Source organism: Clostridium sp. (assembly GCF_051654825.1).
Lineage (GTDB): Bacteria > Bacillota > Clostridia > Clostridiales > Clostridiaceae > Clostridium.
On record NZ_JBOFYU010000086.1, the window covers coordinates 1 to 13,620 of the forward strand.

At 29.0% G+C, this 13,620-nt stretch carries 12 protein-coding genes; 1 reads left to right on the forward strand and 11 read right to left on the reverse strand.

The genetic code is table 11. From position 1 onward, the window contains the following. Window positions 1–362 precede the first annotated feature (362 nt). The gene (locus tag ACRDBA_RS05070; RefSeq protein WP_438571837.1) at window positions 363–1,760 is read left to right on the forward strand and encodes an alanine/glycine:cation symporter family protein; all 1,398 of its coding nucleotides are present in this window, start codon (window positions 363–365) and stop codon (window positions 1,758–1,760) included. A 47-nt stretch (window positions 1,761–1,807) separates the two neighbouring features. On the opposite strand, the gene ACRDBA_RS05075 is transcribed toward ACRDBA_RS05070, so the two are convergent. The 11 genes from ACRDBA_RS05075 to ACRDBA_RS05125 form a co-directional block, all read right to left on the reverse strand. Then, window positions 1,808–2,647 (reverse strand): hypothetical protein, encoded by an 840-nt coding sequence (locus tag ACRDBA_RS05075; protein WP_438571838.1) that lies wholly within the window; start codon window positions 2,645–2,647, stop codon window positions 1,808–1,810. Window positions 2,648–2,819: 172 nt separating this feature from the next. Continuing rightward, entirely contained in the window at window positions 2,820–3,719 is a 900-nt protein-coding gene (locus ACRDBA_RS05080) for a dihydroorotate dehydrogenase (protein ID WP_438571839.1), read from the reverse strand. Window positions 3,720–3,743: 24 nt separating this feature from the next. Continuing rightward, window positions 3,744–4,487: a dihydroorotate dehydrogenase electron transfer subunit gene (locus tag ACRDBA_RS05085; protein WP_438571840.1), complete on the reverse strand. Its 744-nt coding sequence runs from the start codon at window positions 4,485–4,487 to the stop codon at window positions 3,744–3,746. 6 nt (window positions 4,488–4,493) lie between these two features. Continuing rightward, complete coding sequence (gene pyrF, locus ACRDBA_RS05090; RefSeq protein WP_438571841.1) at window positions 4,494–5,369, reverse strand: orotidine-5'-phosphate decarboxylase; 876 nt, start codon at window positions 5,367–5,369, stop codon at window positions 4,494–4,496. Window positions 5,370–5,380: 11 nt separating this feature from the next. Continuing rightward, entirely contained in the window at window positions 5,381–6,577 is a 1,197-nt protein-coding gene (locus ACRDBA_RS05095; protein ID WP_438571842.1) for a dihydroorotase, read from the reverse strand. 23 nt (window positions 6,578–6,600) lie between these two features. Beyond that, window positions 6,601–7,032, reverse strand: a complete 432-nt coding sequence (locus ACRDBA_RS05100; protein WP_438571843.1) for an aspartate carbamoyltransferase regulatory subunit — start codon at window positions 7,030–7,032, stop codon at window positions 6,601–6,603. Next, window positions 7,033–7,953: an aspartate carbamoyltransferase gene (gene pyrB, locus ACRDBA_RS05105; RefSeq protein ID WP_438571844.1), complete on the reverse strand. Its 921-nt coding sequence runs from the start codon at window positions 7,951–7,953 to the stop codon at window positions 7,033–7,035. A gap of 265 nt (window positions 7,954–8,218) precedes the next feature. After that, the gene (locus ACRDBA_RS05110) at window positions 8,219–8,998 is read right to left on the reverse strand and encodes a serine hydrolase (RefSeq protein ID WP_438571845.1); all 780 of its coding nucleotides are present in this window, start codon (window positions 8,996–8,998) and stop codon (window positions 8,219–8,221) included. A gap of 168 nt (window positions 8,999–9,166) precedes the next feature. After that, entirely contained in the window at window positions 9,167–10,267 is a 1,101-nt protein-coding gene (locus ACRDBA_RS05115; RefSeq protein ID WP_438571846.1) for a 6-phosphofructokinase, read from the reverse strand. 424 nt (window positions 10,268–10,691) lie between these two features. Continuing rightward, a complete protein-coding gene (locus ACRDBA_RS05120; protein ID WP_438571847.1) occupies window positions 10,692–11,576 on the reverse strand; it encodes an undecaprenyl-diphosphate phosphatase in 885 nt (294 codons plus the stop codon). Between the two features lie 124 nt (window positions 11,577–11,700). Then, a complete protein-coding gene (locus ACRDBA_RS05125) occupies window positions 11,701–13,488 on the reverse strand; it encodes a tetratricopeptide repeat protein (protein WP_438571848.1) in 1,788 nt (595 codons plus the stop codon). Window positions 13,489–13,620: the final 132 nt, after the last annotated feature.

Consider the following 13,620-nt stretch of genomic DNA (forward strand, 5'->3'; position numbering starts at 1 on the left):
GGTACAGGAGATGACAATACAACTCCAGGAACTGGTGGAAACAATAATAATAACTCCAATTTTTTTAATAGTAATCCATTAGGATTAAGAGGAATTGCTTATTATTTATACAGATAATAAAAAAACTAATTAGCATTAATGCTAATTAGTTTTTTTTATAGAAATAACTCTATGTTTAATTATTCTTTTGAATAAGTTGTCAGTTTATATTTCATTTATAATTGTTATATCATAATATTTAGCTTTTTTAGAAAGATTAATGAATTTTTTATCTTTTTTTCTTGCATTTTGTTTTTTTGTATTATAAAATGTAATTAATGAAAATAGGCAATAATACTTTTTAAATTTAAGGAGGAATATAAATGGATATTTTAAACAATATTATTTTAAACATTAATGATTTTCTATGGACTTACATATTAATTGCTATGTTAATAGTTATCGGACTTTACTTTACTTTTAAAACTAAATTCGTCCAATTTACAAATATTAAGGAAATGTTTAGATTACTAGGTGATGGTACTTCTAAAGAAGATAAAAATTCAGTTTCATCATTCCAAGCATTTTGTATAAGCACAGCTTCAAGAGTTGGTACAGGTAACCTTTCAGGTATAGCTACTGCTCTTGCAATTGGTGGACCTGGTGCAATATTCTGGATGTGGCTTATAGCTCTTATAGGTTCAGCTTCAAGCTTTATCGAATCAACACTTGCTCAAATTTACAAAGTAAAAGATGGTGATTCATTTAAAGGTGGACCTGCTTACTATATGGAAAGAGGTCTTAAGAAAAAGTGGATGGGTATTTCATTTGCAGTTCTTATTACAATAACTTTCGGGCTTGTATTTAACTCAGTTCAATCTAATACTATTTCACTTGCATTAAATGATTCATTTGGAATTGATAGAGGTTTAATGGGTATAATAATAACTGCTTTAACTTTAATCGTAATTTTTGGTGGAGTTAACAGAGTTGCTAAGGTATCCGGAATACTAGTTCCTATAATGGCTATTGCATATATTGCTGTTGCATTATTTATAGTATTTAAGAATGCTGGTCAATTACCTTCAGTATTTAAATTAATCTTTGAAAATGCATTTGGTATGGAACAATTTGTTGGTGGTGGTATCGGTGCAGCTTTAATGCAAGGTATTAAAAGAGGTTTATTCTCAAATGAAGCTGGTATGGGTTCAGCTCCTAATGCTGCCGCAACTGCAACAGTATCTCACCCTGTTAAACAAGGTTTAATTCAAACTTTAGGTGTATTTACAGATACTATTATTATTTGTAGCTGCACAGCATTTATAATTCTTTTATCTGGAGTTCCTCTAGATGGATCAGTTAAAGGAATTCAACTTACACAAATGGCTTTAACTTCTCAAGTTGGTTCTTGGGGTGGAATCTTTATCTCAATATGTATATTACTATTTGCATTTAGTTCAATTGTAGGAAACTACTACTATGGTGAATCTAATATATCATTTATTACAGATAAAAAGATTTATGTTCAAATATACAGAATAGCTGTTGGTGCTATGGTATTCTTTGGTTCATTAGTAAGCATGGATATTGTATGGAACCTTGCAGATGTATTTATGGGTCTTATGGCTGTTATAAACTTAATTGCTATAGTATTACTTGCTAAGATTGCATTTAAGGCTCTAAAAGACTACAACGATCAAAAGAAAGCTGGAATTAAAGATCCTGTCTTTAAAGCTTCATCAATACCTGAACTAGGTAATGAAGTTGAGGAATGGAAATAATATAAATAAAAAAAGTCATATCACATAAGTGATATGACTTTTTTTATTTAGTTTATCGAAGCTGCTTCTAAGCTTTTTATTCCTACACTTAATATCTTTCCATCACTAGAGCCAACAAATATCTTATATTTATCTTCTTCATTGTTAGCGTTACTTGAATCAACAATAAAAATATATGCAAGTTCCATTTCTTTATCATTAATCTTAACATATGCTAATAATGGCTTTTCCTTTATTTCACCCGCTATTTTAAGTTTTAATAAATGCTCTTCTGCTATTATCTTAGCTTCTTCTTCTGTAGTATTAATATTAGTTATATATTCAATATCATCTAATGGGTAATTTGAATACCCTTCTAAAAATCCTGTGTATTTATTTATTTTTGTTATTATTTCATGTTCATAATAAGGATGTCCATTGTTGCACTTATAAAAAATAACAGTATAAGCACTTTCATTTTCCCCTTCTAGCTTTCTAACTTCCTTAAATTTTACTTCTTCTTGAGTAATAAGACCTACATAATCTTCTGCTAAAGCTCTAGCTTTTTCTTCAGATATTGGATTATCTAAATTATTAGTTTCCTGTGACTTTTTTGAAAATCCAATTACATTATATTTTTCATCTAAATCTAAACCATAATTTTCTGTTATCGTAGTAAACTTAATTTTTGAATTTAAATTGCTTGCTTTTGCCATTTGTCCATATTCAACGTTATTTATATTTATCTTACTATCTATAGCCCCATCATCTTGTAATAGAGTTAAAAACTCCTTGGATGCTTTTATTTCCTTAGACTCATTAAATCCCATTGATAACACTACTACCACTATACCAATCAATAATATAACAGTAATTAATGCAAAAATTAATGTTCCTTTTTTTCTCATTCACAACCTCCTATTAATAAATTCAAGGATTTATGTATTGAATAGATAAAATATTCTCCTATAATTACATTTTACATTATATATATTAATATATAAAGTTTTTTTCATTATTTATCTGATAATTAAAATAAAATACTCGATATTTTCATATCGAGTATTTTAAGCAACTATATTATCTTACACAACCTACAATTTCATTTATATCTTTTATACCTTGTGATATACAGAATTGCTCCATTTCTTCAATAATTTCTTTTCCAGCCATAGGATTTACAAAGTTTATTGTTCCTATTTGAACTGCTGAAGCTCCAGCCATCATAAATTCTATAGCGTCTAATCCGCTTGCTATACCGCCTAAACCTATTACAGGTATATCTACAGCCTTTGATACCTCATGAACCATTCTTAAGGCTATAGGTTTAACAGCTGGCCCTGATACTCCTGCATAAACATTATTAAATACTGGCTTTCTCTTATAAGGGTCTATTGCTAATCCCTTTAATGTGTTTATTAATGAAATAGAATCTGCTCCTGCCTCTTGGCATTTTATTGCCATATCAACGATATCTTCTGCATTAGGTGAAAGCTTTACCGTAAGTGGCTTATCAACTAACTTTTTAATTTTTGAAACTACATCAAATGCTACTTCTGATTTTATTCCAAATGCCATTCCACCTGATTTTACATTAGGACATGATATATTTAATTCAATCATATCTATATCAGTTCCTCTTAGCTTTTCAATAGCTATTTCGTAATCTTCAAAGCATCCTCCACCAACATTTGCTATAATGTTAGTTCCTAATTCCTTCATTCTTGGAAGCTCTTCTGAAATAAACTTATCTATTCCCGGATTTTGAAGTCCTACTGAATTCATCATTCCTGATGGAGTTTCATAAACTCTAATTCCTTCATTTCCTTCTTTAGGATTTAAAGTAAGCCCTTTTGAAGATATTCCTCCTAACATTCCTACATCATAAAAATTATTATATTCAGCTCCAAATCCGAAAGTTCCTGATGCTGCTATTATAGGATTTTTAAAATCTATACCATTTATATTAACTTTTAACATTTTTATGTCTCCCCTTTATACCTATTATAGTTCTACATAGTTTCCATCGAATACTGGACCTTCTTTACATGTTCTCTTATGTCCATCTTTTGTTTTACATGTACATACTAAACATGCTCCTACTCCACAAGCCATATGCTTTTCCATTGAAACATATACTTTAACATCTTTTTCTTTGCACATTTCCACTACTTTTTTCATCATTATTTCTGGTCCGCAGCATAATACTGTATCATATTCCTCAACCTTTAATAAATCTGTTACAAAGCCTTTATGTCCATGCTTACCTGTATTAGTACTTACATGTGCTTCACTTACGTAATCCTTAAGCTCATCTATTAGATATACATCATCTCTAAACCCAGCATAAAGATCCATTTTTATGTCTTTATTCTTAGCTCTTAATCTTTTTGCAAGCTCTACCATTGGAGCTGTTCCTATTCCCCCTGAAACTAAAGCCACTTTACCTAAGTCTTCTTCTAAATTAAATCCATTTCCTAGAGGTCCTGTAATATTAATATTGTCACCCTCTGAAAGCTTAGCATATTCTTTTGTACCATTTCCCACTACTGCATAAACAAATGTTATAACATCTATTCCTTTTCTACAAATACTTATTGGTCTAGGTAATAAAGTAGCACCATCTAATTTAAGCATATAAAACTGACCTGCATTTACCTTATTTTTATCTTCTACTACCATTTTAAATATTCCGTCTGCAATTTTTTCATTTGAAATTACTCTAGCTTTAGTATAATTCATTCTCAATTCCCCCTATAGAGCTTCTACAGCTGCTATTATTTCATCTCTCATTCTTATAGCCTCTTCTCTTGCACATAATGCAAATTCCATTTCTCTGCCTTCTTGCTTTTTATATGCTAATAAGATTGCTCTTGATGAGTTAACTACTCCACCATTACCATTGTTTAAGTATAATGCTACATCTTCAGCTTTTCCCCCTTGAGCTCCATACCCAGGTATTAAGAAGAACATGTTTTTAAATCTACTTCTTATTTCTTTTCCTTCTTCTACATGTGTACAACCTATAACTCCACCTATAGCTGAATAACCACAATCACCAACTATTTCTTTACCCATTTCAGTTAAGTTATCTCCAACAACTGTATATACTTTTCTACCATCAACTGTATCTAACATTTCAATATGCTCTGCACCTGGATTAGAAGTTCTTACAAGTGAGAACACTCCCTTATTTCCTTTTTCCATATATGGCATATATGGCTCAATACTATCCATTCCCATGTATGGGCTTAATGTAATAAAGTCAGCTTCAAAATCCCCTTCAAAGTGAGCCTTTGCATATTGAGTAGCAGTTGCTGCTATATCTCCTCTTTTTATATCCGCTATAATTACAGCATCCTTTTCTCTTAAGTAATCTAAAGTTTCCTTATATGCTATCATACCTTTTAATCCTAAAGCTTCGTAATAAGCTATTTGAACTTTGAAGCATGATGATACATCTATAGTTGCATCAATTATTTGCTTGTTGTACTCAACTATTGCTTCTGTTTCTGTTCTTCCTTCAAAAAGGTGTTTTGGTATGTAATCAAGTGCTGTATCTAAACCAACACATACTACTCCTCTTTCCTCAACTCTATTATATAATTTATCCATAATATTACTTTTCATTTTAATTCCCCCTATTTTTTATATAAAACTTTTCCGGCTTTTATAGTCATTTTAACTTCACCATAGAACTCCATACCTTCAAAAGGAGTATTTTTTCCCTTTGAATGGAATTCTTCAGAATTAACAACTATTTTTTTATCTAAATCTACTAAAACTAAATCTCCATCAACACCTATGCTTACTTTACCTTTGTTCATTCCAAGTATTACAGCTGGATTTTTAGACATTATTTCACTTAACTTATTTAAAGTAATTACATTTCCTTTGACTAATGTTGTATAACATATAGGGAATGCTGTTTCTAACCCTACCATACCTGGTGAACCCTTTTCCTTATCTTCACTTGTATGAGGTGCATGATCTGTTCCAATACAATCCACTATTCCATTTTTTATAGCTTTTAGAATTGTATCTACATCTTCTCTTTCTCTAATTGGAGGATTTACTCTATAATTACTTACATCATTTGTTAAGAAAATATGATGTGGAGTTACCTCACAAGTTATATTATCAAAGTCTTCTCTAGCTTCTTTAATATAAGAAATAGCTTCTTTTGTACTTACATGAGCCATATGTAATCTAGCTCCAGTTTCTTTAGCTAAGTAAATATCTCTTAAAGTCATCATATTTTCAGCTATTCTCATATCAATTTTAGAGAATTTATGATCTTCTGCATGAGACATAATTACCCATCCATTTTCCTTAGCTTTAAGCATAGCCTTATACATTACTCCTGAATCCATAACTCCTACACCATCATCTGATATAGCTTTTATCTTTTCATCATTCTTTAATAAGTCTAAGTGCTCTATATCTCTTCCTTCAAAGCCCTTTGTAATTGATACACATTGATGTAAATCTATTAAATTAAGCTCTTTTTCTCTACTTCTAACCATATCTAAAACTTCTTTGTTAGAACATATTGGAGCTGTGTTTGCCATTAAGCAAACCCCTGTATATCCTCCTCTTAAAGCAGCTTTTGATCCAGTTTCTAAATCTTCTTTATATGTTAATCCTGGTTCTCTAAAATGTGCATGAGTATCTATAAATGCAGGCATTAAAGTTAGTCCTTTTGCATCTAATATTTCTACATTTTCTATATTAAGCTCTAACCCTATTTCTTTTATCTTTCCATTTTCTATATATAAATCTCCAATAAACTCTTGAGTACAATCTACTATCTTAGCATTTTTAATTAATAAATTCATCTAAATTCCACCCTTTACCTTTATTACATTTCTGAAAGCATCATTATGTGATCACAATATTCACATCTATAAGTTCCTTTTTCTGCATCTACTATCTTAAATAAATGAGGAACATAATCTTCATCTGCAGTTATACATCTAACATTACTACACTTTATAATATCTGTAACATTACTAGGTAATTCTGGTTTTAACTTTTTAGTTATTTCTTCATCTCTAACTTCATTAATTGTTAAGTTAGGTGATAATAAACCTAAAACTGTATAATCTATACTTGCTATCTTTTCTATTTTTATAATATCTTTTTTCCCTTGAGCCTTGCTATCAGCATTAATTATTAAAGCTACTTGATTACCTACCTTATCTAACTCTAAATAATTAAATATTTTAATTCCCATCCCAGGTTTAATATGATCTATAACTAATCCATTATTTATTTTTGTTATTTGTAGCATTTACATTACCCCCAAAAGTTTAACTATTAAAGCCATTCTTGCATACATTCCATATTCCGCTTGTTTAAAGTATGCTGCTCTTTCATCACTATCTACTTCCATAGAAATTTCATTTACTCTTGGTAGTGGATGCATTACTATCATATCACTTTTTGCTAAGTCCATTTTTTCTTTATCTAATATGTAGCTATCCTTTAATCTTAAGTATTCTTCTTCATTAAAGAATCTTTCTTTTTGTATTCTAGTCATATAAAGTATATCAAGCTCCGATATTACATCTTCAAGCCTTTCAACTTCTCTAAACTCTATGTTATTTTTCTTTAATATTTCTTCTCTTATATATTCTGGTATTGACAATTCTTTTGGAGATATTAAAATGAATTTACTTCCTTCATATCTTGACATTGCCTTTATTAATGAGTGTACAGTTCTTCCATTTTTTAAATCTCCGCAAATTCCTATAGTATGTCCTACTAGTCCTTTTTTAAGAGTTTTTATAGTTAAAAGATCTGTAAGGGTTTGTGTTGGATGTTGATGCCCTCCATCTCCTGCATTAATAACTGGTACACTTGAAAACATACTTGCAACTCTAGCTGAACCTTCTTTTGGATGTCTCATAGCAATTATATCTGCATATATTGAAACCATTTTTATTGTATCAGCTAATGTTTCTCCCTTTGATGCTGAACTTGAATTTGGTTCTGAAAATCCTAGAATATTTCCACCTAATTTCATCATTGCTGCTTCAAAGCTAAATCTTGTTCTCGTACTTGGCTCATAAAATAATGTTGCTAATATTTTTCCATCACAGATATGTGCAAACTTTTTTGGATTTGAAATAATTTGATGTGCTAAATTAAAAATTTCGTCTAATTCTTCTTTTGTAAAATCCATTGGGTCTATTAAATGTTTGTTTATCATTTTAATCACTCCTTATTAACCTCACTGTGTTAAATTTAAAGGCGAAAGTATATATTTTCCCATTTTAGCTATAAAAAAAGTCTTCCTAAGCTAAAGGAAGACATAATAATCATATGTATGGTCTTAATATTACTTCCTTGTCAATCTCGCTGGATCGACTTAAAGGTTTATCTATTTTTAGCTATAATAACACTTACTATAAAAGATGTCAATAGAATATATTTCCATAAAAATAAAGAGTACGCTATCACCGTACTCTCTACTTTTAATGCCAGTTATTTAATATATTATCCATCATCATTTTCCCACATTTAGCAAGGGTTACTGTGCCATAAACACTATTAGGCACTTCCATAGATAATACTGTAAATGTAAATGTACCCTTAGGTAAATTTATTAATGCAGTATCGTTTTCTACTCCATTCTTATCACCCGTCTTACTTGATATTTCATATTTTAAATCATCTGAAATATAAAGGGCTAACTTATTTTTTATTTGCTGTCTTCTTAAAATATCTATTAACATCTGACTATTTTCTTCGCTTAAATACGTTGACTTATATAAATGTCTCCATACCATTGATAAATCATGTGCTGATGTGATATTCTCGACTTCATTTTTTGGTTTTCTTTCGTCTGTAGTCTTTCTATTTAATACAGTATTTTTTAATCCCATTTCCTTTATATTGTTATTTATATTATCCATTCCTACTAAATCGATAATTTTATTAGCTGCTGTATTATCACTTTGAATAAGCATTGCTACTAACAATTCAAACACTGTATATTCTCTTTCGCTAAACTCATGGATTATTCCTGTACCAAAAACCTTATCTTTTCCATCTATCCTGATCTTATCCATAAAATCTAAATTTCCTGATTCAACAGATTTTATTAAGGATACAGCTATAGGTAATTTCATACATCCTGCTGAAATCATTTTAACGTTTTCATTATAACCATAAATAAAACCACTCTTCAAATCTTCAAAGAAAAATCCATAAGTCCCTATTCTTGATTCTAAGTATCTTTTTATTTCTTTCATAATACCCTCCAGCTTTCTATCATGTATTTATCTAATTAAAGTATAACATATTGTCAGAAAATTTTGAAGTCTTTTAAACATATGTTTAAAGTTATTTTTTTTATACATTATTACTCAAAAAAATATGAAAACAAGGACTAGCATTAAGCTAGCCCATTTTTAACCACTTTAGTCAGCAAAAGAAATTCCAATTTTCTTAGCAATTTCTACTAATTCACCTTCTGGATTAACTAATTTTGATTTTTGTCCTATTACATTTTCTAAACTATCACTTGAAAGCTTATCAGCCTTTAAGCAAACCATTTCTCCAAATTTACCTTCTCTAATTAACTCAACTGCACCTACACCATATCTAGTTGATAATATTCTATCAAATGTAGATGTATTTCCACCTCTTTGAATATGACCAAGCACAGTACATCTAACTTCCTTGTCTGGAAGTAATTTTTCTAAATCGTCAGCTAATTTATTTCCTATTCCACCTAATCTTATTGGATCTGGACTATCTTTAACAATTTTAGCTACTACTACATCTCCATTCTTAGGCTTAGCCCCTTCTGCTACTACTATTATACTAAATCTCTTTCCTTGTGATTCTCTTTCTTCTATTTTTCCAACTATTTTATTTATATCATATGGAATTTCAGGTAAAAGTATTACATCTGCTGAACCAGCTATCCCTGATTCTAATGCAATCCATCCTGCACCTCTTCCCATTACTTCACAAATCATTATTCTATGATGTGATTCAGCTGTTGTATGAAGTCTATCTAAAGCTTCTGTAGCTACATCTATAGCTGTATTAAATCCAAAAGTTACATCTGTTGATGCTAAATCATTATCTATAGTCTTAGGAACTCCTATAACTCTAACTCCTTTTCTAGAGAAATCTCTAGCTGAAGTTAATGTACCATCTCCTCCTATAACTACTAAAACATCTACACCTTCTTTTTTAAGATTTTCAACTGCTACATCTGATACATCTTTTTTTACTGTTACTCCATTTTCTTCAACAGAATAATCAAATAGATTGTCCTTATTTGAACTATATAAGATAGTTCCTCCTCTATGAAGTATTCCTGATACACTATCAAGAGTTAGAGGAACATAATCGTTGTTATATAACCCTCTGTAACCAAATTTGTATCCTATCACTTCAATTCCATAATTTACAATAGCTGTTCTTGTTACTGCTCTTATTACAGCGTTTAACCCTGGACAATCTCCACCACCTGTTAATAAGGCTATCTTTTTGATTTCTTGTGACATTTTAAAAATCCCCCTTACCCAAATATATCAATACTCTTCAATTGATTATATATTTAAAATTTTCCGTCAATTAAATGTAAAATTAGAGATGTTTTATAAAGTGCAATTGTTTTCAAAATCATTCTCTACTTTCTTATATTATAATATCATAAACTGGTTAAGCTGAAAAGAATATTTTAGTAAATATTTAAAGTTTTTCAATTATTTACCAATATATTTATACTCTTTTAATTTACTAATAACTTTATCTCTTAGCGATATTTTTATTTATAAACTTTGCAGAAGTTTATTCCTTAACTATTCACTTTTATTTATTCATTCTTACTTAAATATATTTGCTGATAATAAGAATATTAATATTCATTAATAATATAAAATTTAAAAGAACTAACATATAATATATGCTAGTTCTAAATATCATAATTTATATAGTTAAGGTAACTATACCTGCTACTGATAGTCCTAATAATACTACACCTGCAATAATTCTATAAATAGCAAAGATTCTCATAGGCTTCTTCTTTAAGTAACTTACAAACATCTCCATAACAACTAATGAAACAATAAATGCAACAATAAATCCTGCAATTAACGCTATTATATAAGTTGTGTTCATAATAGAATAATCAAATTTAAATAAATCTAATGCTGATGATCCTATCATTGCTGGTATTGCTAAAAAGAATGAAAACTCTGCTGCAACTGGTGTAGATAACCCAGCTATCCATCCCCCCATTATAGTAGATGCACTTCTTGACATTCCTGGCCACATAGCTAGTACCTGGAAACATCCCACTTTTAAAGCTTGTATTGGCGTTAAATCAAATACATCATTTGTAGGAGTCTTTCCATTTTTAGAAACTTTATTTCTAAATCTATTTTCTATTACAAGTAATAAAATACCACCAACTATAAATCCTACAACTACTGCTGAAGGTTTAAACAGTGATTTTATTGCATCATGTAACAATAATCCTATAATCATAGCTGGTATAGATGCTATTATAACATTTATCCCAAATCTAAATCCTGTTTTCCCTTTTTTTCCTGCACTAAAAATATACGCAAAAAATTCTACAACTGCCCCCCAAAGCTTGTTCCAATACAATACTACTACTGCTAATATAGCACCTAGCTGTATTACAACTTCAAACATAGATGCAAAAGCTTCATGGTTTCCTGAACGGAACCCTATTAAGCTACCAAATAAGATCATATGCCCAGTTGATGAAACAGGTACAAATTCGGTTAATCCTTCAACTATTGCTATAAATATAGCTTTAAGTATGTAAATTAAATCTAAACCCATATTATTTTTCTCCTTTATTAAATTATCTGCAACAGTGTATATTATACCCTTATAGAACTTTACTGTCTATGTAATAATTCTTAAAATTATCTTATAAATAATAAAAGGATGCCTAATGGCACCCTTAATTAATTATTTTAAAATCACTTTTCTTAACAGTAATATCTTCATCATTCATAAATTTTTCATAAACTTCTTTAGCTTTAGTAAAATTACTAGTTATAGATAACTTTCTTTCATTTTCTATTGATGTTCCCATTGTATTGTATGCCTCTTCAATATTTGCCATACCTCTTTCAATATCACCTTCAACAACCATATAATAATATCCTGCATTATTTAATGTTATTGCATCTTTTTCATTTAATGAATAAGCCGTTCTTGTTTCTTCTATACCTTCATCATATTTTTCTTCACTTAAATATAAAGCTCCTAATAATCTATGGTATTTATAATTTTTATCATTTATTGATATTGCTTTTTTAATATTTGCTATTGCATCTTTATTATTTCCTTCTGAAACATCTATCAATCCTATTAAATAATATGATTCTGAATCCTTACTATTTAATTTTAATGCCATTGTATAGTAGTTTTTAGCTAATACATTATTCACAGCAACATCATCATAGTATTTAGCAATACTTTTAACTAAGCTATAATTAAAAGGTTCCGTATATAATGCTGTTCTTAAATATGTTTCAGATGATTTTAAATCACCTTTTTTAATAGCAATCTCTGAAATAAGCTCACCATATCTTTTAATACATTCACCATTTTCAACTATTGCCTTTTTAGAAAGCTCTGAAGCCTCTTCAAAATTGCCTTTTTCAAAAGCCTTTAATGCTTCTAAATAAACAGTAATTTTATTATCCTTATTTTCTGAAATCATTTTATCTAATATTTCTAAGACCTTTTCATTTTCACCCTTAGCTTTAGAAATTTGTAATCTTATATAATCTGCGCCTAAACTATCTTTACTATCATCTGCTAATTCATTTAATACATCAAGAGCTTTGTTTCTAGTACTTTCATTATTAACATAGCTTTGTGCTAAAATTATTTTATAAAAATCTTCTTTTTCATTAGATTTTTTAAATTCTTCTATCTTCTTAGTAAACTCTGTTCCCTTATATGCCATTACATCATCTATAACGTCATATATTTTAAGTTCATTAGGATTTAGTGTATAAGATTCATTTAGAAGTTCAACTCCTGACTTCCATTCACCTACAATTAAATTCATACTTGCAAGCGTAGCTATATCATGTGAATCTTCATTATTTAATGAATATTCCTTTAATAAAGATTTTGCTTCTTCTAGTTTATTATTAGCTAAATAAACAGAAAACATAGTTTTAATAAATTGATTACTTATATTTTCATCCTTTAAGTGTTGCTCACCTAAAGTTAATGCTTCTAGATATTCACCATTAGTATAAAAATTGAAAATAACATCATTAATTAACACAATGTCTTTTTCCTTATATTTTTCTTCGCCATTTTCTCTTATTAACTTATCTCTTTTAATTATTGCTTCTTTTAATAAAGCATTTGACTTTGTATAGTCACCTTTTATAGAGTAAACATCTGCTTGCTTTACTATCCATATTGGCCATTCATCATTTTGCTGTAAAAGTATATATTCATCTATAGCTTGTGAATAGTTGTTCTCATAGTACTTTTCTTCTGCTGGATTTGTAGCTATAGATATTTTTTCTAAACTACCTGGGCCTTTTACTGCAAAAACTAAAAGCATTACTACACTTAAAGATGCTGTAATCACCACTACAGGCTCTAGGTATGAACTATTTTTATATGTATTTTTAAATTTATTTATAAATGAAATATTTTCTTCGTTAATTACTTCCTTATTTTGAGAATTTATAATATTCTTATCTTTTTTATTCATATTTTCTCCTCGCTTTTACTATAATATAATAGTTTTATATTATTATTCTATCAAATTCACTTCTTTTTTACAATATTTTTTATTTCCTTAAGAATTAATCCTTTTTTTGTATTCTTTTAGTCTATAATTTTA

Bases quoted from the DNA above. Each gene is read 5' to 3' on its own strand.
- pyrF (WP_438571841.1), bottom strand. From the start codon at position 5,369: ATGAAAAGTAATATTATGGATAAATTATATAATAGAGTTGAGGAAAGA.
- ACRDBA_RS05115 (WP_438571846.1), bottom strand. From the start codon at position 10,267: ATGTCACAAGAAATCAAAAAGATAGCCTTATTAACAGGTGGTGGAGAT.
- pyrB (WP_438571844.1), bottom strand. From the start codon at position 7,953: ATGATAAACAAACATTTAATAGACCCAATGGATTTTACAAAAGAAGAA.
- ACRDBA_RS05125 (WP_438571848.1), bottom strand. From the start codon at position 13,488: ATGAATAAAAAAGATAAGAATATTATAAATTCTCAAAATAAGGAAGTA.
- ACRDBA_RS05075 (WP_438571838.1), bottom strand. From the start codon at position 2,647: ATGAGAAAAAAAGGAACATTAATTTTTGCATTAATTACTGTTATATTA.
- ACRDBA_RS05100 (WP_438571843.1), bottom strand. From the start codon at position 7,032: ATGCTACAAATAACAAAAATAAATAATGGATTAGTTATAGATCATATT.
- ACRDBA_RS05080 (WP_438571839.1), bottom strand. From the start codon at position 3,719: ATGTTAAAAGTTAATATAAATGGTATAGATTTTAAAAATCCTATAATA.
- ACRDBA_RS05110 (WP_438571845.1), bottom strand. From the start codon at position 8,998: ATGAAAGAAATAAAAAGATACTTAGAATCAAGAATAGGGACTTATGGA.
- ACRDBA_RS05120 (WP_438571847.1), bottom strand. From the start codon at position 11,576: ATGGGTTTAGATTTAATTTACATACTTAAAGCTATATTTATAGCAATA.
- ACRDBA_RS05070 (WP_438571837.1), top strand. From the start codon at position 363: ATGGATATTTTAAACAATATTATTTTAAACATTAATGATTTTCTATGG.
- ACRDBA_RS05095 (WP_438571842.1), bottom strand. From the start codon at position 6,577: ATGAATTTATTAATTAAAAATGCTAAGATAGTAGATTGTACTCAAGAG.